Annotated in this window: 20 protein-coding genes and 1 pseudogene; 15 read left to right on the forward strand and 6 right to left on the reverse strand. The window is 41.6% G+C overall.

Going from position 1 to position 26,049, the window contains the following annotated elements:
• The first annotated feature begins 149 nt into the window (after positions 1 to 149).
• The 5 genes from map to LZP46_RS09710 all read left to right on the forward strand — a co-directional run bounded on the left by map (position 150) and on the right by LZP46_RS09710 (position 4,460).
• On the forward strand, positions 150 to 977 hold the full coding sequence (gene map / locus LZP46_RS09695) for a type I methionyl aminopeptidase (protein ID WP_236093718.1): 828 nt from the start codon (positions 150 to 152) through the stop codon (positions 975 to 977).
• Positions 978 to 1,318: 341 nt separating this feature from the next.
• Positions 1,319 to 2,371 (forward strand): OmpW/AlkL family protein, encoded by a 1,053-nt coding sequence (locus tag LZP46_RS09700; protein ID WP_236093719.1) that lies wholly within the window; start codon positions 1,319 to 1,321, stop codon positions 2,369 to 2,371.
• A gap of 194 nt (positions 2,372 to 2,565) precedes the next feature.
• Positions 2,566 to 3,777 carry an MFS transporter gene (locus LZP46_RS09705; protein WP_236093720.1) on the forward strand — a complete coding sequence of 404 codons (1,212 nt, stop codon included), beginning with the start codon at positions 2,566 to 2,568 and terminating at the stop codon, positions 3,775 to 3,777.
• Positions 3,770 to 3,904 carry a hypothetical protein gene (locus LZP46_RS16315; RefSeq protein ID WP_016659204.1) on the forward strand — a complete coding sequence of 45 codons (135 nt, stop codon included), beginning with the start codon at positions 3,770 to 3,772 and terminating at the stop codon, positions 3,902 to 3,904. The genes LZP46_RS09705 and LZP46_RS16315 overlap by 8 nt, the downstream gene beginning before the upstream one ends.
• A 67-nt stretch (positions 3,905 to 3,971) precedes the next feature.
• Positions 3,972 to 4,460, forward strand: coding sequence for a VOC family protein (locus tag LZP46_RS09710; RefSeq protein WP_236093721.1), 489 nt, complete (start codon positions 3,972 to 3,974; stop codon positions 4,458 to 4,460).
• A 69-nt stretch (positions 4,461 to 4,529) separates the two neighbouring features.
• Here LZP46_RS09710 and sthA read toward each other — a convergent pair whose 3' ends face one another.
• On the reverse strand, positions 4,530 to 5,945 hold the full coding sequence (sthA, locus tag LZP46_RS09715; RefSeq protein WP_236093722.1) for a Si-specific NAD(P)(+) transhydrogenase: 1,416 nt from the start codon (positions 5,943 to 5,945) through the stop codon (positions 4,530 to 4,532).
• 286 nt (positions 5,946 to 6,231) lie between these two features.
• Here sthA and lipA point away from each other — a divergent pair, with 286 nt between their 5' ends.
• On the forward strand, positions 6,232 to 7,245 hold the full coding sequence (lipA, locus tag LZP46_RS09720) for a lipoyl synthase (RefSeq protein WP_236093723.1): 1,014 nt from the start codon (positions 6,232 to 6,234) through the stop codon (positions 7,243 to 7,245).
• Between the two features lie 211 nt (positions 7,246 to 7,456).
• A pseudogene (locus LZP46_RS09725) lies at positions 7,457 to 7,842 on the forward strand (carboxymuconolactone decarboxylase family protein).
• A 77-nt stretch (positions 7,843 to 7,919) separates the two neighbouring features.
• On the opposite strand, the gene LZP46_RS09730 reads toward LZP46_RS09725, so the two are convergent.
• On the reverse strand, positions 7,920 to 8,180 hold the full coding sequence (locus tag LZP46_RS09730; RefSeq protein ID WP_004972768.1) for a hypothetical protein: 261 nt from the start codon (positions 8,178 to 8,180) through the stop codon (positions 7,920 to 7,922).
• Between the two features lie 206 nt (positions 8,181 to 8,386).
• On the opposite strand from LZP46_RS09730, the gene LZP46_RS09735 reads away from it, so the two are divergent.
• A complete protein-coding gene (locus LZP46_RS09735; protein WP_236093724.1) occupies positions 8,387 to 8,899 on the forward strand; it encodes a tetratricopeptide repeat protein in 513 nt (170 codons plus the stop codon).
• 89 nt (positions 8,900 to 8,988) lie between these two features.
• Here LZP46_RS09735 and LZP46_RS09740 read toward each other — a convergent pair whose 3' ends face one another.
• Positions 8,989 to 9,495, reverse strand: a complete 507-nt coding sequence (locus tag LZP46_RS09740; protein ID WP_131261592.1) for a cysteine peptidase family C39 domain-containing protein — start codon at positions 9,493 to 9,495, stop codon at positions 8,989 to 8,991.
• 220 nt (positions 9,496 to 9,715) lie between these two features.
• Between LZP46_RS09740 and ahcY the strand changes: the two genes are divergently transcribed.
• The 6 genes from ahcY to LZP46_RS09770 all read left to right on the forward strand — a co-directional run bounded on the left by ahcY (position 9,716) and on the right by LZP46_RS09770 (position 19,683).
• Complete coding sequence (gene ahcY / locus LZP46_RS09745; RefSeq protein WP_004972762.1) at positions 9,716 to 11,098, forward strand: adenosylhomocysteinase; 1,383 nt, start codon at positions 9,716 to 9,718, stop codon at positions 11,096 to 11,098.
• Positions 11,099 to 11,281: 183 nt separating this feature from the next.
• Entirely contained in the window at positions 11,282 to 12,118 is an 837-nt protein-coding gene (gene metF, locus LZP46_RS09750; RefSeq protein ID WP_236093725.1) for a methylenetetrahydrofolate reductase [NAD(P)H], read from the forward strand.
• A gap of 42 nt (positions 12,119 to 12,160) precedes the next feature.
• A complete protein-coding gene (locus LZP46_RS09755) occupies positions 12,161 to 12,904 on the forward strand; it encodes a 16S rRNA (uracil(1498)-N(3))-methyltransferase (protein ID WP_236093726.1) in 744 nt (247 codons plus the stop codon).
• A gap of 158 nt (positions 12,905 to 13,062) precedes the next feature.
• Complete coding sequence (locus LZP46_RS09760) at positions 13,063 to 15,933, forward strand: putative bifunctional diguanylate cyclase/phosphodiesterase (protein ID WP_236093727.1); 2,871 nt, start codon at positions 13,063 to 13,065, stop codon at positions 15,931 to 15,933.
• Between the two features lie 144 nt (positions 15,934 to 16,077).
• The gene (locus LZP46_RS09765) at positions 16,078 to 18,357 is read left to right on the forward strand and encodes an NADP-dependent malic enzyme (RefSeq protein ID WP_236093728.1); all 2,280 of its coding nucleotides are present in this window, start codon (positions 16,078 to 16,080) and stop codon (positions 18,355 to 18,357) included.
• A gap of 90 nt (positions 18,358 to 18,447) precedes the next feature.
• A complete protein-coding gene (locus tag LZP46_RS09770; protein WP_236093729.1) occupies positions 18,448 to 19,683 on the forward strand; it encodes a multifunctional CCA addition/repair protein in 1,236 nt (411 codons plus the stop codon).
• 170 nt (positions 19,684 to 19,853) lie between these two features.
• On the opposite strand, the gene epmA is transcribed toward LZP46_RS09770, so the two are convergent.
• Entirely contained in the window at positions 19,854 to 20,834 is a 981-nt protein-coding gene (epmA, locus tag LZP46_RS09775; RefSeq protein ID WP_236093730.1) for an EF-P lysine aminoacylase EpmA, read from the reverse strand.
• On the reverse strand, positions 20,831 to 21,898 hold the full coding sequence (locus tag LZP46_RS09780; protein ID WP_236093731.1) for a 4-phosphoerythronate dehydrogenase: 1,068 nt from the start codon (positions 21,896 to 21,898) through the stop codon (positions 20,831 to 20,833). Before LZP46_RS09780 ends, epmA begins: the two co-directional genes overlap by 4 nt.
• Before the next feature lie 57 nt (positions 21,899 to 21,955).
• Between LZP46_RS09780 and LZP46_RS16320 the strand changes: the two genes are divergently transcribed.
• Positions 21,956 to 22,081, forward strand: a complete 126-nt coding sequence (locus LZP46_RS16320) for a hypothetical protein (RefSeq protein ID WP_004972740.1) — start codon at positions 21,956 to 21,958, stop codon at positions 22,079 to 22,081.
• 26 nt (positions 22,082 to 22,107) lie between these two features.
• Here the strand turns inward: LZP46_RS16320 and purL are convergent, their stop codons facing one another.
• Complete coding sequence (gene purL / locus LZP46_RS09785; protein ID WP_236093732.1) at positions 22,108 to 25,944, reverse strand: phosphoribosylformylglycinamidine synthase; 3,837 nt, start codon at positions 25,942 to 25,944, stop codon at positions 22,108 to 22,110.
• Positions 25,945 to 26,049 lie beyond the last annotated feature (105 nt).

Below are 26,049 nucleotides of genomic sequence, written 5' to 3' on the forward strand. Positions count from 1 at the left end.
GGCACCCAGAGTAATGTGACGATATATGTGCGGATTTTTAATTTCCCTTTTACCACGCTCTTTGAAACATATTCATAAAAAGCATTTGATAAAATGGGCGGCTATTTATACCATAATCACATATAAATTTCCAAAAGTTTTTAGAGATCATGAACAGTACTTATCAAGCGCCTCGTCGATTAATTAAAACCGCAGAAGATATTGAGAAAATGCGGGTAGCGGGACGACTGGCAGCGGAAGTTTTGGATATGATCAAAGCACACGTTAAACCAGGCGTTACTACGCTCGAACTGGATACGATTTGCCATGACTATATTGTCAATCAGCAACAAGCTATTCCTGCCTGCTTAGGTTATGGTGCTGCTCCGGGTCGTCCAGCATTCCAACACACCATTTGCACATCGGTTAACCATGTGGTTTGTCACGGTATTCCGTCAGAAAGTAAAGTGCTGAAGAAAGGCGATATTTTAAATATTGATGTCACAGTCATTAAAGATGGTTTCCACGGCGATACCAATATGATGTATATCGTGGGTGGTGAAACTTCCATTTTAGCCAATCGTTTATGCAAAGTTGCCCAAGAAGCGATGTATCGCGGTATGGCAACCGTTAAACCCGGTTCAACCATTGGTGATATTGGTCATGCGATTCAAAAATATGTTGAATCTGAACGCTTTAGTGTCGTGCGTGAATATTGCGGTCATGGTATTGGGACGACCTTCCACGATGAGCCACAAGTATTGCACTATGGTCAAGCCAACACAGGCATGATTTTAGAAGAAGGTATGACTTTTACCATTGAACCAATGGTCAATGCAGGCGTATGGCAAACCAAATTACTTGGCGATAAATGGACAGTGGTGACCAAAGACCACAAATTATCGGCACAGTTTGAACACACCATTTTGGTCACCAAAGATGGCTTGGAAGTGCTGACTGCCCGCCCTGATGAAGATTTATCACGCTTTACTGCATAACGTGTTTGCAGCCAAAATCTGTCATTGGCTAAAAATTTAACCCGTATTTCAAAAAGATCAGTTTCGACTGGTCTTTTTTATTAATTTCAACGCATACAATTTCTATAAAATCTTTTTATTTCAAACCAATAGAACTTTAAAGCCATCCAATAAAACAAGCATTTTCACGTATTCAACAGTTTTGGATTTAACAAAACACCTGCACACTTTTCCAGTTATTCACAAAAGTTTAAAAAAATATCTTGTAAAAACAACAGTTTTATTTTTCCAGTCCATTTCATAATGCCTTGCATAACAATGCCGTAAATAACAACAAGCAAAATTGGACATGGAGTTCCACAATGAAAAAAACACTATGCTGTTTGGCACTGAGTAGTTTGCCAGTCATCAGTTATGCCAACTCACCTTATTTTAGTTTAAAAGATGGTGATGGTTTTAAACGCTTTTCTGTTTCGGTAGGTGCGCTGCACGTTATGCCACAAGGTAAAGCACAACCTTTTCGGGTCAATACAGCCATCCACAATGGCTACACAGCGGATGTCGGTGAGGTTCAATCGCAAACTGTAAGAGATAATTTACGTGACGGTTTTGAGCCACCCATATTATTAAGCGGAGCATTAAATTTGCTGCCTACCGTGCCTGCCAACATGAGTGGACAAGCCACAATTTCAGGTTTGGAACAATGGGATAATCCCGGTACAGGTTTAGAAGCAGATGATGTCACTACACTGGGTATCATCAGTAACTATTTCTTTACTGATAATATTTCCTTTGAAGTCAAAGGCGGCATTCCACCTAAAGTTGATTTGCAAGGCAAAGGGAAAATTTATGCACCTTTCTCCGCAATTGCACGTCCATTAGGCGGTGCGTTGGGTGAGCTAGAATTACAAAACGATATTTTCATTACCGATTTAGCAGCACATGGCCCTGCTGCTTCTGCCCGAGCATGGACACCGGCATTTGAGTTTCAGTATCACTTTGGCAAAACCGGTGTGAATAAATTCCGCCCTTATGTCGGCGTCGGTTTAATGTATGCCTATTTCAATGAGTTAGAAATTAATCCACGTACTGAGCAGGACTTAATTGCTTCAGGTCACATGATTGCCAATATTAAAGAAGGAAAATCAGGCGCATCTTTAGAAGGCAAACCAAGTTCAGCCAACCCAAAAGTTGAGTTAGATGCGACCGATGCCTTTGCGCCCGTTGCAACCGTAGGTTTTACCTATGACTTTAATGAAAAATGGTTTGCAGTTGGTTCTGTATCCTATGCACATCTTAAAAACGAAACCACCATTACCGTGACCGATGCTAAACACGGCGAACTTATTCACTCCAAAGCCGATATTGATGTGAATCCGATTATTGCATACGCAGGTTTTGGGATGCGCTTTTAAGCTCTAATTTTACTTTTCCACTTTCAACCAAATTTAAGACGGCTACGGTCGTCTTATTTTTTCTTACACTATTTAATTAAAGCAATCGCTTCTATCTTGATAACTCAATTTTATCATTTGATGAATTTTATTTTATCGCGATCTTGAGCTGAATCGACTACCATAACAAGCTGTTAGCCATACGTGGATGTCTTATGTCGGATGCTCAATTTTCCAAACCTCTAATTTATATGTTAATTGGAAGTGCCATTATTTTGGCATTATCGCTTGGGGTTCGGCATGCATTTGGTTTGTATTTGGTGCCTATGAGCCATGAATTTGGTTGGGGACATAATGTCTTTAGTTTAGCCATTGCCATGCAAAACCTGATTTGGGGTGCAGTCCAACCCATCACAGGTGCTTTTGCAGACAAATACGGCAGTAAAATTGTAGTTGCAGTCGGTGGCGCACTATATACACTCGGCTTATTACTTATGGCCGTCAGCTCAACAGGCTTATTGCTAAATTTAAGTGTGGGTTTAATTTTAGGATTGGCGCTTTCTGCGACCTCATTCCCTGTACTACTTTCTGCAGTGGGTCGTGCTGCTCCTCCAGAAAAGCGTAGCCTTGCAATGGGTATTGCCAGTGCTGCAGGCTCGTTTGGGCAATTTATTATGTTGCCATCGACCTTATTGTTATTACAAAGTGTGGGCTGGTCGGGCGCTTTAATTGTCAGTGCGATTTTAATTGCATTGATTATTCCTTTGGCATGGATGCTCAAAGCACCCATGTATCAAAACCCCAATGCAAGTTCAGTCAGCCAACCCGCTTTAGGCTTTAAGCAAGTTTTGGTGATCGCCAAAAACCATAAACCCTTTTGGTTTTTAGCTTTGGGCTTTTTTGTCTGTGGTTTTCAAGTAGTCTTTATCGGGATTCACTTACCTAGCTACTTAATTGATCATGGCTTTAATGCAACCACAGGCACAGTTTTTCTGGCACTGGTGGGTTTATTTAATATTGTAGGCACCTATACCGCAGGTTGGTTAGGTGGTCGCTATTCGAAACCACACTTGCTGATGTGGCTTTACGGACTACGCGGTATTGCCATTATCACCTTTTTAATTCTACCTTTAAGCATCTGGACAATTTATGCATTCGGGATCATTATGGGCTTATTGTGGTTATCTACAGTGCCTTTAACCAATGGTATTGTGGCAAATATGTTTGGAATTAAATACCTGACCATGCTCAGTGGCGTTGTATTTTTCACACACCAAGTTGGCTCTTTTTTTGGTGGATGGCTTGGCGGTCTAAACCACGATCTGACAGGTAACTATAATGCAATCTGGATTGTTTCTATTGCTTTAAGTGCGTTTGCGGTCTTGGTACATTTTTGGGTAGATGAGGAGCATGTCATTCATGATTAATTCTTTATTTAATTTTAAAGTATTGCTCACACTCGCAATCACTGCCCTTTTTGGCTTATCGATTTTTTTATGGATGCAAACGCCACAACTGTTTGAATATTTTAATCAGGCGTTTTGTGCGCATTAAAACGCGATTTCTAAAATATTAAGTCGATTTTGCTACTCAAAACTCCGCTTTAGACATGGAGCGTCTTATGCAGATTCAATTGTATCGTGGAAGATTGATTGACCATATTCATCTTGTGGTGAATGACCTTGAAGCAAGTCGGGCATTTTATACTGCCATATTAGCGGTGCTAGATATTCCAGTTATGGGAACAGCCAATGATCACTTTTGGGCAGATGAACTCTTTATCTCGTCAGTAGAAAGCCCTGCCGCACAAGGCATACTCACTGGGCGTCATCATCTCGCCTTTCAAGCTAAAAATCGTCAAATGGTCAATGCTTTCTATCTTGCAGCATTGGCGCATGGTGGCAAGTGCAATGGCAAACCTGATGAACGTGCTTATCATCATGGTATTATTCAGCTTATGTGCTTGATCCTGATGGCAACAATATTGAAGCTGTCTTTCATGGCGAAGCGCAACGCAGTGCGGCATCAGTTGTTATTGATATTTAACGCGCTAAGTTCCACAGATCAACGCTTTCCTCTGCGCATAACGCTTCTTACAGCAAGGCAATAAAAAAAACACCCCACAAGAATGATCTTATAGGGTGTTTTAAATTTTCTATTTTGCAGTCAGCAGAATCACTTAAAACAAACGATTCATCCCATTTAAGGTCGCGACACGATACGCTTCCGCCATGGTTGGATAGTTGAATGTAGTTTCCACAAAATACTTAATGGTATTGTTCGGGCTGTTCATCACCGCCTGACCAATGTGGATAATCTCTGCCGCATTATTACCAAAGCAATGCACGCCCAAGACTTCTAAAGTGTCACGGTGGAATAAAATCTTCAATTCGCCCACAGTATCACCCGTAATTTGCGCACGTGCCAAATGACGGAAAGATGCCTGACCAACTTCATAAGGAATTTTTTCTTCCGTCAATTCCTGCTCAGTTTTACCAATCGAAGAAATTTCAGGAATGGTATAAATACCTGTTGGAATATCGGTCACAGGTGCAACATTTTCTTCGCCACTCATATTTGCACCCGCACAACGACCTTGGTCATAGGCAGCAGATGCCAACGAAGGCCAGCCAATCACATCACCCGCAGCATAAATATTCTCTACTTCGGTTTGATATTGATCATTCACTGTTAATTGACCACGGCTGTTTGGTATAAGCTCTACATTTTCTAAACCTAAACCATCGGTATTCCCTGAGCGTCCGTTACACCACAAAATCGCATCGGCTTTGATTTTCTTACCACTTTGCAAATATAAAACCACGTGATCATCAAAAGTTTCTAAATGATCAATTTGCTCGTTGTGGCGAATCAACACCCCTTGCGCACGTAAGTGATATGACAAGGCATCTGAAATTTCATCATCCAAATAGCTGAGCAATTTATGCTGAGTATTAATCAAATCAACCTTATGATCTAAACCAATGAAGATGGATGCATATTCGCAACCAATCACACCCGCACCATAAATAATGATTTTTTGAATCGAGAAATCTAAATCCAAAATTTTGTCTGAATCAAATACACGCGGATGATTGAAATCTAACATTTCTGGACGATATGGACGGCTACCTGTCGCAATTACAATTTGCTGACACCTCATGGTTTCTTTAATGCCATCGGCACCAAATACCAAGACCGTGTTTTTATCTTGGATATAAGCACGACCATGATAAATCGCAATTTCGTTACGGTCATAAAAGCGAGAGTGCGTTTCAACTTGCTGCTGAATAACTTTATGTGCACTTTGCAACACTTGTTTCATGGTGAACTGACGCCAATCACCCATTTTTTTAAACATCGGGTCACGACGATAACGGATAATATTCGACACTGTCTGACGCAATGCTTTACTTGGAATGGTGCCCACATGAGTACAGTTACCGCCAAGCTGCTCACGAACATCTACAATCGCAACCCGCTTACCTGATTTGGCAAGTTTCATTGCCGCGCCTTCACCCGCTGGGCCTGAACCGAGAACAACCGCGTCATACTTCACGAAAGTTCCACTAACGACCTCTTTTTTACGTGGCATTCAACGCTCCTTTTCTTTAAATCTGTCTTTTCAATGGGGTGTATTATGACGTAAATCTTTTGAATTTTCTGTATTTACTGTGCATATATTACGTGATAACCACATTTTTTATATGAATATCGTTTTTACCCAATTTAAGCACAATTTCGTTATAATAATCATCTTATGATGAAGTTAAGGTGACATTTTACTTTGGCACTTAGATTCGGTTTAAACAGATTCTATTTCACGTAAAATCTAGCCACACTAAATCTCTCCCCTTTCAAAAACAGTGGAAAAGTTGAATATGTCTGCAAACCGTAAACCAGAACAGGGTGTCAAACTTCGTGGTGCTGAAAAAGTCGCACGTATTCCTGTAAAAGTTATTCCTACGGTTGAAACGCCTCGTAAGCCTGACTGGATTCGGGTCAAAATGACGGCCCCAGAAGAAGTTCAACGCATTAAAACCACTTTGCGTCAGCAAAAATTGCACACCGTTTGTGAGGAAGCTGCTTGTCCTAACCTGCCAGAATGTTTTGGCGGCGGTACAGCAACCTTTATGATCATGGGTGATATTTGTACGCGTCGCTGCCCGTTTTGTGATGTTGCGCATGGTCGTCCAAATGCATTAGATCCTGAAGAACCACGCCACATGGCAGAAACCATTGCCAACTTAGGCTTAAAATATGCCGTGATCACCTCTGTAGACCGTGATGACTTATTAGATGGTGGCGCACAACATTTTGTCGATTGTATTAAAGAAACCCGTTCTTTAAGCCCAAATACGTTGTTGGAAATTTTGGTGCCAGACTTCCGTGGTCGTATGGATATTGCACTACGCGTTATGACCGAATGCCCGCCAGATGTTTTTAACCACAATATTGAAACTGTACCGCGTTTATATAAAGCCATGCGTCCAGGTTCAGACTATCAGCACTCTTTGAACTTGCTGAAAATGTTTAAAGAATATTGCCCAGATATTCCAACCAAATGCGGTTTAATGGTGGGTATTGGCGAAACTGAAGCAGAAGTCATTGCACTGTTAGATGACCTTAAAGCGCACGATGTAGATTATGTGACCATTGGTCAATATTTACAGCCATCTAAAGAACATGCACCGATTGACCGCTTTGTAACACCTGAAGAATTTGAGCGTTATACAGCGCATGGTCAAAAGTTAGGTTTTAAAAATATTTGGGCTGCGCCAATGGTGCGTTCAAGTTATTTTGCAGACCGTCAATATTATGGTGAACCTGTACCAACAGTACGTCGTAAAGCCGACCCTGCTAAAAAAATTAGCGTGCAAACCATTGAAGCTTAACACTCGCTTATTTCAAAATTTGCGATAAAGCTAAAACAGCCCCGACTTTATGTTCGGGGTTTTTTATACCTTGTGGATATATTAAAAATAGATAGATGTGAATATTTTTTGATGGTCTACGACCAAGTGCGCATGGTGTCATCGCCATAAATTGTTAATCTATGCACTTAATCTATACACCGAGCTCAAACAATAAAACAGGGATAGTAAAATGTCACAACAAGACTATGACAATGGCTTAAAAGTTCGCACTGAAGTCATGGGCGAAAGCTTTGTAAAACGCGCACAGGACAACACTGTACCATTTACCCAACCTTTGCGGACTGGATTAATGAACATGCATGGGGTTCAACTTGGCAACGTGAAGGTGTGTTACCACGCAAATATCGTTCCTTAATTACTATCGCCTTTTTAACTGCTTTAAAAAGCCCGACAGAGCTTAAAGGACATATTCGTGGTGCGCTAAATAACGGGGCAAGTGTCGAAGAAATTCAGGAAGTCTTGTTACACAGCTTGCCTTATTGTGGCGCACCTGCAACTCAGGAAGATTTTCGCGCAGCGTTGGAAGTTTTGGCAGAACATACTGCAAATACTTAAACGCAATCTAAATCAAAAAATATAAACGCTCGACATTTCACTAAAACTATTTGGTGAAATGTCGGTAGAGTTGAGTTTTAAATCCAATACACATTAAAGCTATAAAAGAACTCATTTAACTCAAAGCGCACCTGATAACCCAAATCAGTCAGCTGTGCCGATAAATTTCGAATATCTTCTAAAGGTAAATGTTTTGGCAGCACAGTAAAAACTGCGGTATTGCCCTGCTTGGCATTCTCTTCGATTAAAGACGCCAAACGCTGCTTATATAATTCAATATCTAGCTTGGCATGATCTGAATAAACTTTTGCTTGTTCAGCAGTTAAAAAATTTGCCATCTTATTGTTCTCATTATGACCATGTTTAAGATTCAGCATATTGAAACTTGACGATATCGCTCAAGTGATTTTTTGTTATTGTCTGCATAAACGCATAATCAATAAACCCTAATTTTTTAAAAAAAATCACATCGAAGATGGCTTTTTCCCTGCAGACCTTTTAGGCTATCGCACATTCTTATGTTGTAATTTTGCTGGATGACATTATGTCAGAATCTGTTTCTATCTCTCCTGCGCTAATGAACCGTGCTATTGCAGGACAAGCCGATGCCCAATTTGAAGTCGCGGTGCTGTATATGCAAAGCGATTTTAATGAAGATATTGAACTTGCTGAACAATGGGCACTCAAAGCAGCCGCAAATGGACATATCGAAGCCATGTATTGGCTTGGTGAAGGCTATACCGTATATGCCAAAGATGTTCTAGAAGATGACCCTGAAGATGCGAAACAATATTTTGAAGATGCTTTTGTCTGGCTCAAAAAAGCCAGTGATGCACAACACCCTGCAGCTATTTTAGAGTTGGCAGGCTATTACCGTCGTGGTGATGTTGTTGAACAAGATGTCACTCGCTCTGTGGCATTGGTTCAGCAAGCTGCTGAACTAGGCGAAGTACAGGCCATGCGTGACCTTGCTTTTATTTATGCAAATGCTTTGGGTGTAGATGCTGATGAAAACAAAGCTGAATATTGGACACAAAAAGCCGATGCAGCGGAGTAATTTATTTGTCTAGCCAATCAATTGATGGGCTAGACAATTTTTGCATGACTCGAATCGTCATTGAATAAAGCTTAGACTTTGAATAACACTTAGACTTCGACCACAATTACTTGTCTGCAAATGCCCTCTTGCTGACGCTGTTGTTCAAACACAGCCGCAGGCATCGGCTCAAAACTGTCAAAGAAACAAATTTCAGCATCATCAATAGAATATAGCAATGAGTGATTGCCCACGCCTTCTAAAGTGTCGTAGTAGACAATTACAAATTTATTTTCATCAAATGCGTGCTGAATTTGCTGATAGCCGATTGCCGCCAATACAGGCAATTTAAGCTGTTCAGCTTCGGCATAACTTAACTTTTCTGCATCTTGTAAATCTGGGTCAGGGTCAGTATAAAACTGCACATTAAAGCCAAACTTTTTCAGTCCAACAGCCAAGCCAATTGTGGTTGTGCCCTGCTCTGGCGTATAACCACACACTTCAATCAATTGTTGAATCTCGGCATCAATTCCTAAGTGTCGTAGCAACATCCACACTGCGTAAATCCCGCCGTTGGCTTCTAAATTTGCCAACTCTTGAGGAAGCTCTAAAGCCATCATTCAATCTCAAAAATATGTTTGTAGTGATAATAAACAAAACATGATTGGAACTGAATCAATTTCCAAGTACAATATCGCGCTAGTCGAGGGATGCTGCGACGTTTTACAGGCACGAAATGTAAAATCGCCAGGCTCGACCAGCATAGCAACGCGTTTGCTATGCAAGAAACGGCATCCGCGAACTGAATGATCAATTGTTTTTTATAAGGAGATCGTGATGAACGCGGTTAATGCTTCATTTACAGATTATAAAGTTGCCGATATCACACTAGCTGATTTTGGTCGTAAAGAAATCAAACTTGCAGAAGCAGAAATGCCAGCCCTTATGGGTTTGCGTAAGCGCTACTCAGCTGCAAAACCTCTTGCAGGCGCGAAAATTCTCGGCTGTATCCACATGACCATTCAAACTGCTGTTTTAATTGAAACGCTAGTTGAATTGGGCGCAGAAGTTCGTTGGACTTCTTGTAACATTTTCTCTACTCAAGACCACGCTGCTGCAGCAATTGCTGCTTCAGGTGTGCCTGTTTTTGCTTGGAAAGGCGAAACTGAAGAAGAATATGTATGGTGTCTTGAACAACAAATTAATGTAAATGGCACACCATGGGATGCCAACATGATTTTGGACGATGGCGGTGACTTAACTGCACTTGTTCACGAGAAATATCCTGCATTATTAGAGCGCATTCACGGCATTACTGAAGAAACCACTACGGGCGTACAACGTCTAATTGAAATGTGGAAAGATGGTTCTTTAAAAGTGCCTGCAATTAACGTCAACGACTCTGTGACTAAATCTAAAAACGACAATAAATACGGTTGCCGTCACTCACTCAACGATGCGATTAAACGTGGTACAGACATGTTATTGTCTGGTCGTCGTGCGTTGGTTATTGGTTATGGTGATGTAGGTAAAGGTTCTGCACAATCTTTACGCCAAGAAGGCATGATTGTTCGTGTTTCTGAAATTGACCCAATTTGTGCAATGCAAGCATGTATGGATGGTTACGAAGTTGTGTCTCCATACAAAAATGGCGTACAAACAGGCAATAAAGCAGACGTGAACCTAGAGCTTTTAGAAAATACTGACTTGATTGTGACTACAACAGGTAACTATCACGTGTGCGACGCAGCAATGCTAGATACACTTAAAGCAGGCGCTGTTGTATGTAACATTGGTCACTTCGATACTGAAATCGACACCAACTACTTACGTGGTTATAAGTGGGTTGAAGTGAAGCCACAAGTACACCAAGTGTATCGTTCAGAAAACGAAAACGATTATTTAATCTTGCTTTCTGAAGGTCGTTTAGTGAACTTGGGTAACGCAACAGGTCACCCATCACGTATTATGGATGGTTCATTTGCTAACCAAGTATTGGCACAAATGCACTTATTTGCAGAGAAATTTGCCGATCTTCCTGCCGATCAAAAACAAGCGGCAATTCGTGTTGAAATCTTACCGAAAAAACTAGACGAAGAAGTTGCTGCTGCAATGGTTGCTGGTTTTGGTGGTGTATTAACACAATTGACTCAAGTACAAGCGGACTACTTAGGTGTAGCTGTTGAAGGTCCGTTTAAATCGGATGCTTATAAATACTAAGTTTTTAATCCCTCTGCCTAACCCTCTCTCATAGGGAGAGGGAATGATTCATTGTTTAATGAATGAGTTAGAGGGTAAGTCCTCTCCTGAGCAAGTTTAAAGCACTGCTTTTAAACCCAGCGCAAGAGAGGATTTAGGAGAGGTGAAAAAATATAAATAAGTATTTATAACAAGGATTTAATCATGACCAAACAAGTTCCTATTTCATTTGAATTTTTCCCATCTAAAACCGATGTTGGTGCAGAAAAACTCAAAGTTGTGCATCAAGAATTACAACTTTTAAATCCAGAGTTTTTTTCTATTACTTATGGTGCAGGTGGGTCTACACGTGAACGTACTTTATCTACCATTAGCGACTTCAATGGCAAAGGCACGCCTGTAGCGCCGCACCTGTCTTGTATTGGTGATGACAAAACGCGAATCGCTGAATTGCTTGATATTTACAAGGCACAAGGTATTGACCGCATTGTGGCTTTACGTGGTGATTTACCTTCAGGTCAAGTAGGTTTGGGTGAGTTGCCGTATGCCTCTGACTTAGTGCGTTTTATTCGTGAACATTCAGGTGATCATTTTCACATTGAAGTTGCGGCTTATCCTGAAATGCATCCACAAGCCGATCACTTTGATCAAGACATTAAAAACTTTGTCACCAAAGTAAATGCAGGTGCTAATGCTGCCATCACGCAGTTCTTTTTCAATCCAGATGCTTACTTCTATTTTATAGAACGTATTCAAAAGCAAGGGGTAAACATTCCTGTTGCGCCAGGCATTATGCCTATTACCAATGCCAGCAATTTAATCCGCTTTGCAGATGGCACAGGTGCGGAAATTCCCCGTTGGATTCGTAAACAGTTGGCAACTTATGGCGATGATACTGCGTCAATTAAAGCCTTTGGCCATGAAGTGATTATCAAGCTATGTGAACGCCTGATTGCAGGTGGTGCGCCAAGTTTGCATTTTTACACCATGAACAACACCGAACCGACTCGTCAGTTAGTCACAGATCTTGGTTTGGCTTAAGCTATATTTTTCATATTTTATTGACTTGAATGAGTACTCCCTATGCCCCGTTTTTATATTGAGGCTGAATTAGCAGTAGATACGCAAGTTGAACTGACTGAAACAGTATTTCATCACTGGGTGAAAGTACTACGCGCGCAAGTCGGTGAAACTGCCACCTTGTTCAATGGACAAGGTGGTGAATACGAAGCGGAACTGGTTGAAGTTGCCAAAAAAACAGCGCAAGTGCAGATTAAAAGTTTTAATCCAGATAATCGTACCCCAAGCTTTAGCGCCTTATTAGGACAAGTAATGAGCAAAGGCGATCGTATGGATTATGCGATTCAAAAAGCGGTAGAGCTTGGCGTGACTAACATTCAGTTGCTCACCTCTGAACGCTGTGAAATGCGCTTAAAATATGACCGCGATCAAAAAAAATTAGATCATTGGCAAGGCATTGCCATAGCAGCTTGCGAACAATGTGGCATGAATATCGTGCCGAAAATTTTAGCCCCACTACGGTTAGAGGACTGGCTCAATAGCGACCTTCCTGCTACCAAATTAGTGTTAGCACCGAATAAAGATCAAGTCGATGTGTTAAACAACGCCAGCAAAGATTTGGCTTTATTAATTGGGCCTGAAGGTGGTTTAAGCGAAACTGAAATTAGCGCTGCAAATGCTGTTGGCTTTCAAAACTGGTGTATTGGTTCTCGGGTATTACGCACTGAAACCGCACCCGTGGTTGCTTTAGCAATCTTAAATTATCGTTTAGCTGAGCAATTTATCCGTTTTTACAGAAATCGATAGCCAATAACATTGCAATTTATAAAGCACAGGATTAATCTCGAAGAAGATCTTAAAGATTTTGCATAAAATTTAAACTTAAAACCGCAATAGTTTATGCATCAGCGTAATGTTATTTAAAATATAAATGATGGAATCATTTAACTAGATTTTGGGGAAGTATGTCAGACGCTCAAGATGAATTGTTGCAGCAATACTTATATGCTGCGCAAATCACCAATACCATTCGGCTTATTCGATTCTTTTTGGTCAGCGTCCTGATTGTTTGTCTGTATGTGTTTTTTATTTATCAAATTTCATTCTCACAGTCATCACCCTACCTCAATATCTGGTTTATTCTCACTGAACTGACCATTGGTTCGTGTTTACTGCTCACTGCAATTCACTTTAAAGCAGGACAATATCAACTCCAACATGCAGATCGCTGGTTAAAATTGGTATGTTTCTTAATCGGAACTGCAATCGCAGTTGGGGTAACTTTGCTGTATTACTTTTTACCCCATCAAAACCCTGAACTGAACATCCATGAAGCCATTATTTTAGCCGCCTTATTAATTATTGTGAGTCAAATCTTTGCACTCACCTTTTTAACGCAACGCTTGAGTTATTTTTGTTGGGTATTCATTCCAGTCATTACGCCCTATATTGCCGCGCAGTTTTTAATTCGCTCAGAAACTTCTGCTTTCTTTTTTCTGGCAACAAATTTTGCATTAATCACCTTACTCATTTGTGCCAATACTTCAATGCATATGCATCGTCGGTTATCGAGCGTCAATTTTAAAAACGACCAATTAAAAAAAGCCGCAGAGCAACAAGTTGACTGGACAGATCAACTCCGCCAACAATTGCAAGTGGAAATGAACAAATCTAAAGATATTGAATTACAACTGCAATTTAACAATCAAATGCTGGAACAAAAAATTAGAGAACGTACCTTTGACTTAGAACAAACCCATCTAGACTTAATCAATCAACAACATAGTTTAATTTTGGCACATGAAGCCGCAGGTATTAAAGCGTGGGACTGGAATATCAGAGAAAGAAGCATTGTCTTTGGGACTGGCGCACAACAAACTCGTTTAAAAAATTCCAAAAAGCATCGGAATAAATTACAGCAATTAATTCACCGTGATGATATTGCACACCTTCGTCAAACCATGAAAGAGCATTTACGTGGTCAGACAGAACGCTATCAAACCACTTATCGCATACAACATAATTCAGGTCAATGGTATTGGGTGCATGATATTGGGCGAGTAATTGAGCGTGATCCTGTCACCAATAAACCTTTACGCATGGTTGGGGTTCGCCGTGACATTCATCAAGAACGGATTGCACAAGAACGCTTAAAACTTACTGCCAGCGTACTTGAACAAGCTGCTGAAGGTATTTTTATTTTAGATGAAAACCTGCGCTATATTGAAAGCAATCCATTCTATGCACAAATGAGTGGATTTCAACGTGACCATATTATAGGTAAATATCTGTTTGATTTAGTCAAATCCAACAAAGCAAATCCACGCATGACACAAGACGAAATTGTTCAACAATTACTCAGCAAGGGTGAATATCATACTGAAAAGAGTATAAAATTCCGCTCAGGAAAAGAATTAGAAGTTCGTTTGCATATCAATGCAGTCAAAGATGAGCAAAACCGTATTATTAATTATATTGGAATTGTGTCTGATTTAACCGAACAGAAACTACAAGAACAGCGTTTATCCTATTTAGAAAATTATGATGCGCTGACCGATCTCCCCAATCGTTTTTATTATAATTATCAACTACATCAATATCTTATTTCACAGCAAGATTCATTGCAGCAATTGGCGGTCATTCGACTCAATATTGACCGTTTCAGACCTTTAAACGAATATTTAAGCAATAATGGTGGCGATGAATTACTCCGCCAAGTGGCGCAGCGTTTACGTATCACCAATGCCGAAGCGCTGTTTGTTGCACACTTAAATGGCGATGATTTTGCAATTGTTTATGAAATTTCTCACATTCGCCCTTCAATCGAAGAGCACTGTGAACGTATCACCAAAGCCTTTAATTTGCCGTTTAATGTACAGGGACAAGAACATATTATTACCCTGTCGATGGGGGTTTCCCTCTATCCTGAACATGGACGCCAGTTGGATTATCTAAATAATTGTGCTGAACAAGCCTTGTCTGAGGCTAAACGTTTAGGTGGCAATACCATTAAATATTACACTTTAGACAACACCAAACTGCTAGAGCAAGATGTACATTTAGAGCGCGACTTACGCCAAGCCATTAAAAATGATGAATTAATTGTATATTATCAACCTAAAATTGATTTCCATAACTATCAAGTGGTTGGGTTTGAGGCATTGGTACGTTGGCAGCATCCGAGCAAAGGCATTATTCCACCCAACCTATTTATTCCTATTGCAGAACAAACCAGTTTAATTTCCGATATTGGTCGAGTTGTGATTCAACAAACAGCCAAACAAATTCGTGAATGGAACCTGTTAGGTTTTGGTCACATTCGAGTATCAGTCAATGTGGTTGCACAACAACTGCAACGTGGTCAATTACTTCAAGATTTAGATGATGCGATTAACACCTATCAAATTTCAGGTGCAAGCTTAGTATTAGAAATTACAGAATCCTTTTTGGTGGAAAATTCCACAACCGTGAAGTCCTTATTAGATGAAATTAAACAACGTGATATTCATATCGCCTTAGATGATTTTGGTACAGGCTATTCTTCACTTTCTTACTTAACTGACTTCCCAATTGACATTTTAAAAATTGACCGTAGTTTTATTTCTAAAATTGGAAATACCAAACAAGAAGCCATTGTTAGTGCCATGATTGCTATGGGCAAAGCCATGGGCATGACTGTAGTGGCTGAAGGAATTGAAACTGAACAACAACTCCAATATTTGCAGAATTTAAAGTGTGATATTGCACAGGGTTATTTATTCTCTAGGCCTTTGCCTGAAAGTGAAGCGACTCAATTTCTAAAAGCAAATTTAGTATCCGCGCTTATCGCTCCTTAATCTGAAACTAGACCTAAAAGCTCCAAGTTTGTTCTAAAAATAAACAGTGACGACTGTGCTAAGAGGGCAAGTAATGGTATATTTCCATAAGATTCATAAAAAAACACCAGCATCGCTGGCCAACTTGTCACATAAGAGATTCAGATGGACGATCAATCATTAAAACAGCAGGCACTTTACTATCACGAATTTCCAACACCAGGAAAAATCAGCGTTACTCCAAGTAAGCAGCTGGTCAATCAACGTGACTTAGCGCTCGCTTACTCACCAGGTGTCGCAGCACCATGTTTAGAGATTGAACGTGACCCTTCAAAAGCTGCACTTTATACCGCTCGCGGTAACTTGGTTGCTGTCGTGAGTAACGGTACAGCAGTATTGGGTTTAGGTAATATCGGTCCTTTGGCGTCTAAACCTGTGATGGAAGGTAAAGGCGTACTCTTTAAAAAGTTTGCTGGTGTCGATGTTTTTGATATCGAAATTGCTGAAAATGATCCAGATAAAATTGTTGATATTGTGGCAGCATTAGAACCAACTTTTGGTGGTATTAACCTTGAAGACATCAAGGCACCAGAGTGTTTCTACATTGAGCAAAAACTTCGTGAACGTATGAACATTCCGGTGTTCCACGATGACCAACACGGTACGTCAATCATTGTCGGTTCAGCCCTACTCAATGCTTTGTTGCTCAATGGCAAGAAAATTGAAGAAATCAAAATTGTAGCTTCAGGTGCAGGTGCCGCCGCACTATCTTGTTTAGACCTATTATGTGCGTTGGGCGCGAAAAAAGAAAATATCATTGTAGCGGACTCACGTGGTCTAATCACCACCAAGCGTGAAGGTTTGGATGACTCTAAAAAACGCTATATGCAAGATATTGAAGCAACACAACTTGCCGATGTAATTGGCGGTGCAGATATGTTCCTCGGTCTTTCTGCAGCGGGTATCTTGACTAAAGCTATGGTTAAAGAAATGGCTGAAAATCCAATTATCTTTGCTTTAGCTAACCCCGACCCAGAAATCTTACCTGAACATGCGCACGAAGTACGTCCAGACGTGATTATGGCGACAGGTCGTTCAGACTACCCGAACCAAGTCAACAACGCACTTTGCTTCCCATATATTTTCCGTGGTGCATTAGACGTTGGCGCAACAACTATCAACGAAGAAATGAAAATTGCTTGCGTACACGCAATTGCACGTATGGCACACATTGAAGCAGATGCTGCAACTTATGGTGAAAAATCTGCATCATTCGGCCGTGATTATTTAATTCCACGACCACTTGATCAGCGCTTAATTCTTGAAATTGCACCTGCAGTTGCTCAAGCTGCTATGGATTCAGGTGTTGCAAGTCGTCCAATTCAAGACTTCTCTGCATATCGTCAACGTTTGTCTGAGTTTGTATATAACTCGGCATTGATGATGAAGCCTATTTTTGCTCAAGCAAAAACTGATCCTAAGCGTATTGCTTATGCAGAAGGCGAAGACCTACGCGTACTTCGCGCTGTACAAATTGCAGTAGATGAAGGCTTGGCAAAACCAATCCTTGTAGGTCGTACCTCAGTGATTGAAGCGAACATTAAAAAGCTAGGTTTGCGTCTTGAACATGGCGTGAATATTGAAATCGTTGATCAGGAAAACAACCCAAATTACGAAAAATTCGCAGAAGATTATTACACCATCATGCAGCGTAAAGGGGTTACACCTGAATACGCACAACGTGAAGCACGTCGTCGCTCTACCCTTATTGCATCAATGTTGGTGAAACACGGTTTAGCAGACGGCATGTTGTGTGGTACTTATTCTAGCTATGACATTCACCTTGATTTCGTAAAAAATGTAATTGGTTTAAAAGAAGGCCGCACCAATTTCTTCACGCTAAATGCATTGATGCTTGAAGACCGTAACCTGTTTATTGCAGACACCTATGTCAACACCAACCCAACTGCTGAGCAGTTGGCTGAAATGACACTTTTGGCTGCTGAAGAAGTACGTCGTTTTGGTATGACACCACGTGTTGCTCTACTTTCACACTCTAGCTTTGGTTCTGACCAACAAGACCCAAGCGCACAAAAAATGCGTAAAGTGTTTGAAATTTTGAGCGAAATTGCACCTGAGCTTGAAGTTGAAGGTGAAATGCACGGTGATGCAGCATTAGACGAAAATATCCGTCAATTTGCTTTCCCGAACTCACGCTTCAAAGGTTCTGCAAACTTGTTGATTATGCCTAACTTAGATTCTGCAAATATTTCATTTAACTTGTTGAAATCTACTTCTGGTAACAATGTCACAATTGGCCCAATCTTGTTGGGTGCAGCGAAACCTGTACACATCTTGACGCCAACTGCTACGACACGTCGTGTAGTGAATATGACTGCCCTAACCGTTGCTGAAATTCAACAAACAGCACAAGTTAAAGCATAAACCTATATTTCTGAGTGACTGACTCAGAATTATGGACTTGAGAAAACCTCTATTCTGTAGCATGATTGCTTGAAGAATAGAGGTTTTTTCATGCAAGTTTATTTAGTAGGCGGTGCAGTTCGAGATCACTTGCTCGGTCACCCCTATCACGAAAAAGATTATGTTGTGGTTGGCGCAACGCCCGAACAACTTTTAGCTCAAGGTTTTCAACCTGTGGGCAAAGATTTCCCTGTTTTTCTTCATCCTGAAACCAAAGATGAATATGCACTTGCCCGTACAGAGCGCAAATCTGGACACGGTTATCACGGTTTTGAATTTCATACCGACCCAAGCGTAACCTTGGAACAAGATTTAATACGTCGTGATCTAACCATAAATGCCATGGCGATGGATAGTGATGGTAATCTCTACGACCCTTACGGTGGGCAGCAAGATTTGTGCAATAAAGTGCTGCGCCATGTATCCAATGCATTTGTAGAAGACCCGTTACGGGTGCTGCGTATTGCCCGTTTTGCCGCACGTTATCACGCTTCAGGCTTTGTGATTGCCCCTGAAACCTTGTTATTAATGCAAGAATTGGTAGAGTCTGGCGAATTAGATGCGCTGACGCCTGAGCGCGTATGGAAAGAAACTTCGCGTGCCCTAATGGAGGCGCATGCCGATGTGTATTTTGAAACATTACGTGTCTGTGGTGCTTTAAAAGTTTTGTTTCCAGAATTAGATGCTTTATTCGGTATTCCACAGCGCCCTGAATATCACCCTGAAATTGACTGTGGTGTGCACACCATGATGTCACTTCAACAAGCCTGTCGTGCCAATTACTCACTCGATGTACGCTTTGCAGTGTTATTGCATGATTTGGGCAAGGCTTTAACCCCTGCCGATGAATTGCCAAGACACATTATGCATGAAGAACGTGGGATTAGACCTGTAACGGAATTATGCGATCGTCTGCGCGTACCGAACACTACCAAACAACTGGCACTGGCTGTATGTAAAGAGCATTTAAAATGCCACCAAGCTTTGAGCTTAAAACCTGGCACGTTATGGCGTTTATTACAACGATTGGATGTCTTGCGTCGTCCTGAACGCGTAGAAGCCTTCGTACAGGCCTGTGAATGTGACTCACGTGGGCGTTTAGGTTTGGAAGATCGTGACTATCCACAAGCGAGCTATATATTGGAAGCAATTCAAGTGGTACGAAGCATTAAAGCGCAAGACTTACCTGCCGATGTCCAAGGACCCGATATTGGTGAAATGCTGATTGAACGACGTATTAAAGCGATTGAACAATTGAAGGCACGCCACCTGGCTGCTACTGTTTAGGCTATTTTAGTCTATAGAACGTGATTACATGTGTTCTTTGATCTATCATTCTTAACCTATTTAAGTCAGCCTAAATTTCTGATCGAAAAGCCGTAATCTTCTAAAATATAGAAGCTACGGCTTTTTAGCTCAAATAAATCCTTCTTGAAATAAGAAACTGTCTTTTGCTTTTAGGCAAGCTGTGCAGGAAAGCTAATCACCTGTTCTAAACGCATCTGCTCAGTTGCAACCATCAATAAGCGATCTATTCCTATGGCGATTCCTGAACATTCAGGCATGTTCGGTAATGCAGCCAATAAATATTCATCAATAGGCATTACATGTAAACCAAGTCGTACGCGTTCTGCATTATCGGCTTCAAAACGGGAACGCAGCACCGCAGCATCAACCAGTTCATCATAGGCATTGGCAAGCTCTAAACCTTCGATATATAGCTCAAAACGCGCTGCGACCAATTCCCCATCATCATCTGTTCTGGTTTTAGCCAGAGATGCCAATTCAGGTGGAAAATCAGTTAAGAATACAGGAGCATCAAAGCCCAAACTTGGTTCTACAAAATGTGAAAACAATAGGTCGATATAGCCTAGACGGTCATCCCCCAAGTCCAGATACAGACCCACACGATGACAGCAGTCTTTCAATTGTTGCAGACTTGCTTGTAATGGATTTAAATCCAAACGATCCATAAATGCATGTTTATAGCTCAACACTGTTGGACGTACTTCGCCAAAGCGTTGTTTTAAAGTCAGATTGAGTAAATCTGTCACCTCAAACATGAGATCTTTCAGGCTAAATTGGGGACGATACCATTCCAACATGGTAAATTCGCTGTTGTGTTTACGCCCATGTTCATCATCTCGAAAGACTTTGCAAATTTGATAAATAGCACCACTGCCACTGGCCAGTAAACGCTTCATAGCAAATTCAGGTGAGGTCTGTAAATAGTGCGTATTCAATTTGCCCTGCACATGGCGCTGCGCTTGCACTGAAGCTAAATGCACATCAGTCACCCCTGCCTGTGACAAGATTGGCGTTTCAACTTCAAGTACTTCACGTTCCGCAAAAAACTGGCGTATCTGTGCATACAATTGTGCACGTGCGCGCATGCTTTTTAAGTCGCAAGTGGGTTGATATTGGAGATTTAAACTCATGCTTGCGGGCCTCCATGCGCTGCCCATTCTCGACGCAAAGGATAGGTTTTTCTTAAATGATCAAAAGCCTGTTGCTCGACTTTGCCCGCTTGGACACAGGCACGTAAATTGGCATCATCCTGTGCAATATCATAAATTTGGTTTAAATGTGCATGCAGACTATTTTTCAAATCTTGGGTTTTGAAATATTGCGCGCAGCTTGGCAATTGAGTTTCAAATTGTTTTGTGGCATCTAAACCAAAATTTTCACAAAAAGCCTGATAAATCATTTGTGTGCCGCGTGCCTTGCCTTCTAGGCTATACCCTGCAATATGCGGGGTTGCCAAAGCAAGCAAATCTAATAATTCTGCAGAGATTTCAGGTTCATATTCAAAAACATCTAATACCACTAAACGCTGAGTATGTTGAATATCCTGCATTAAAGCCGCTTCTTCTACCACTGGCCCACGCGCTGAATTAATCAGAATGGCTTGAGGTTTCAGACATGCCAAACGCGCTGCATTGATTAAATGATGAGTAGGATGCTCGCCAGTTTCAGTTAATGGCACATGAATAGAAATCGCATCTGCCTGTTGTAATAGTGCATCTAAGTCGCATTGCTGCACATTGGGCAACTGCACAAATGGATCGTATGCGATGACATCCCAACCTAATAATTGTGCCATTTTGACCAAGCGTGAGCCGACATTGCCCAGTCCAATAATACCAAGTTTAAAGTTTTGATTGGCATGTAGTAATTCAGGCTTAAGATGTAGCAATGCGGTAATGACATACTCACTCACCGCCTGCGCATTACAACCCGCAGCATTTGACCAGGTAATGCCCTGCTGCTCGATGACTGAAATATCAAGATGGTCTGTACCAATGGTCGCGCTGCCAATAAATTGAAGCGCTGTCTGTTGAATCAGTGCTGCATTCACTTGGGTGACCGAACGAACTAACAGCGCATCAGCATCTTGCACATCTTGATGCGTTAGACGGCGTCCTGCCTTGTGCTCTATTTCAGCCAAATCTGCAAAGAAATAATCAGTATATGCTAGATTTTCATCCGCAATGATTTTCATAACGCCATCCCATGTGTATTTGCCTGTTTATGATAGCTTGTGTTGTCTAGGATGACTATGATTGTTGAGATTAATGCAGAATTGTTGAACAGCAAGCCGACGATTCATTTAGGTGGAAACATGCACGTCTATATAAAAGTTGCATATTCACAGCAAAAAAATCAGCCACCCGAAGGTGGCTGACTGCTAAAGATTAAGCAAGTGGAAGCTTAACCAATAAATCTACGCGCATTGCGGAACATGCGTAACCATGCACCATCTTCAGTCCATTCTTCAGGTTTCCAAGAATGTTGAAGCGCACGGAAATTACGTTCAGGGTGCGGCATCATAATTGTTGCACGACCATCTTTTGAAGTCACACCTGAAATACCCTCTGGCGAACCATTCGGGTTTATTGGATAATGCTGGGTCGCATTTCTGTGGCTATCGACATAACGTAAAATCACTTGGTTACCTGCGTTTAAGGCTGCCAAATTAGCTTCAGGTGCAACGACACGACCTTCGCCATGCGCCACTGCGATTGGTAAAATCGAGCCTTCCATATCTTGCAATAATACAGAATTCGATTTTTCAACGCGTACATTAACGCTACGCGCTTCAAACACTTCTGAGGTATTACGATGGAAACGTGGCCACGCTTCTGCACCTGGAATGAGTGGTGCTAATTGTGACAACATTTGACAACCGTTACAGATGCCCAGTGAGAATGTTTCTTGACGGTTAAAGAATTTCTCAAACTGGTCACGTAATTTCGAGTTAAACAAGACTGACTTTGCCCAGCCACCGCCCGCACCCAAGACGTCACCGTAAGAGAAACCACCACACGCCACTAAGCCTTCAAAGTCGTCTAAATCGACACGTCCTGCAAGCAAGTCGCTCATATGTACGTCAACGGTGTTAAAGCCGACTTTATCAAATGCTGCCGCCATTTCTACATGACCGTTTACACCTTGTTCACGTAAAATCACCATATTAGGACGACGTGTGTTGATGTACGGCGCTTCAACTGGCTCGTTTAAGTCAAATGTCGGTTGAGCAATCAAACCTTTGTGGTTCTTATCTGTAATCAAGGCAAATTCTTGATCAGCTGTTTCTGAGTTGTCACGTAAACGCTGGATTTGGTGTGATACTTCACTCCAAGCCGTTTGCAAATCGGCACGTTCAAGCACCAAGCCATTTACAGCAAGTTGGTCTGTGTTATTGACTGTACCGACTACCGAAATTGCATCTTTCAGAGTAGATGCAGCAACTTCAGTAGCTAAGTCAGCCCAATCTGCTTTAGAAATTTGTAGTACTGCACCAATTTCTTCCGCAAACAATGCCGCAACAGATTGATCTTCTAACGCCACACCTAAGCGTGAAGCGAACATCATTTCAGCTACAGTTGCTAATAAACCACCATCGCCAATGTCGTGATAGGCTTGAATCAAGCCGCGGTTATTCCAGTCTTGTATCAAAGCAAAGAATGCTTTGAATTCGTCAAAGTTATCGACATCTGGTGTCACTGAACCAATGGCTTTATACACTTGCGCCAAAATCGAACCGCCTAAACGGAACTGACCTTTAGACAAGTCGATACGCACCAATACTGAATCGGTATTTTTTAGTTCAGGGGTCAGAGTTTTGCGCACATCGGTCACTGGTGCAAATGCAGTAATTACACCTGACATTGGTGAAGTTACAGATTTATCAACGCCTTCTTCATTCCACGTCGTGCGCATAGACAATGAGTCTTTACCTACTGGAATTGCAATTCCTAGCGCAGGACACATTTCCATACCAATGGCTTTTACACCTTCAAACAAGGCTTGGTCTTCGCCTTTTTGACCTGCTGCTGCCATCCAGTTTGCAGACAATTTAATGTCGCTAATCTGGTCAATTTTGGCTGACATGATATTGGAAATAGATTCCGCCACTGCCAAACGCGCAGATGCTGCAGGATTCAATAAGGCTACAGGTGGACGCTCACCCATCGCCATTGCTTCACCTGTAAAGCCTTGTAAGCTGGTGGTGGTCACTGCTGCATCTGCAACAGGCACTTGCCATGGGCCAACCATCTGATCACGTGCAACCATACCTGTAATTGAACGGTCACCAATGGTGATTAGGAATGATTTAGAAGCAACGGTTGGATTCTTGATAACACGGTAAATCGCATCTTTCAGATCAGTAACTTGAGCGGCATCAAAATCATCGCCTTGACGCTCAATGCTTTCATAAGAACGGCTCATGCGTGGCGTACCACCTAACAAGACCTGCATTGGTATATCTACAGCGTTATTATTGAACAGTGGATCTTCAACCGTTAAATGACGTGCTTCAGTCGCCTCACCCAATACCGCAAACGGGCAACGCTCACGCGCACAAATCGATTCAAATAATTCTAAAGAACTTGGACGAATAGCCAACACATAACGCTCTTGCGCTTCATTTGACCAAATTTCCATTGGCGACATGCCTGGTTCTAAAGATGGAATCTTACGCAAATCAAGTACGGCACCTAATTCGTGATCGTTCACCAACTCAGGCATTGCGTTAGAAATACCGCCTGCACCGACGTCATGCACCGATACGATTGGGTTAGCATCTTCCAAACGCCAGCACGTATCAATTACTTCTTGGCAACGACGTTCCATTTCTGGGTTTTCACGTTGTACTGAAGCAAAGTCAAGGTTTTCACCCATGGTTCCGCTATCTACAGAAGATGCAGCACCACCGCCCAAACCAATCAACATGGCAGGACCGCCTAAAACGATTAATAAATCGCCTGGCTGAATTGGATCTTTTTCAACATGGTCTGGACGAATGTTGCCGTAACCCCCTGCAATCATGATTGGTTTATGGAAGCCTTTTACTTCACCATTCACGTTTTGCTCGAAAGTACGGAAGTAACCATTTAGCGCAGGACGACCAAATTCGTTGTTAAACGCAGCACCGCCCAATGGGCCTTCAATCATAATTTGTAATGGCGATGCCATACGTGAAGGCTTGCCATAGTTTTCTTCCCAAGGCTGTTCAAAACCAGGAATATTTAAATTCGATACTGTAAAGCCTGTTAAACCTGCTTTTGGTTTACCACCACGACCTGTCGCGCCTTCATCACGGATTTCACCACCCGAACCTGTCGCAGCACCTGCAAATGGTGCAATTGCAGTTGGGTGGTTGTGTGTTTCCACTTTCATTAGAATGTGGGCAGCTTGGCTCTTATATTTATAAACGTAGTGACCTGTTGCAGCATCTTTTTTCGGATAGAAGCGCTGCGTGTCAAAACCAACAATCACCGAAGCGTTGTCTTTATAAGCCGACAATACATCTGTTGGTGATTCTTTATAAGTGTTTTTGATCATTTGGAACAGTGACAATGGCTGTACTTCGCCATCAATTGTCCATTCTGAACCAAAGATTTTGTGACGGCAGTGTTCAGAATTGGCTTGCGCAAACATCATCAATTCGATGTCATGCGGATTACGGCCTAAGTTGATAAATGCTTCGGTTAAATAATCAATTTCTTCGTCAGACAAGGCAAAACCAAACTCGCTGTTGGCTTTTACCAATGCTGCTTTACCTTCACCCAAAATATCAATGCTATTTAAAGGTTTTGGTTCAGTTTCAACAAATAACGCTGCAGCATCATCAATGTGATTAAACACACTTTCAGTCATGCGGTCATGCAATACTTGTTTTACTTCGTTTGAAACGTCTGCAATACCCTTTAAGGTAAACAAAACACCGCGTTCTAAGCGGTGTACAGGCGTATTACAGTTGGCAAAAATATCGGTTGCTTTTGATGACCAAGGAGAAATTGTGCCCACACGTGGTGTCACTAAAATTTGAACTTCTTCACTTGCAGCTTGGCGTAATTCAAAAGATGCACCATCGTTTAAAAGCTGTAAAGCAGATTGCTGTTGTTGCTCGTCGAGCGCTTGGTCAAATAAATAAACCCATTGGCTATCGAAAGATTGAACAGAACTCATTGACGCTAAACGGTTTAAGAGTTGAGTTTTCTTAAAAGATGAATGTGCAGGTGCACCGGCAACGATAAACATGCTGATTTTGGCTCCACGGGCTGATCTTTTGGACCATGCCACAATGTGACTTGAAGAGAGCGCATATTCTACTGTGAAATGCCATAATCAGCTAGATGGAAAATG

The organism is Acinetobacter sp. SCLZS86 (assembly GCF_021560715.1).
Taxonomy (GTDB): Bacteria; Pseudomonadota; Gammaproteobacteria; order Pseudomonadales; family Moraxellaceae; genus Acinetobacter; species Acinetobacter towneri_A.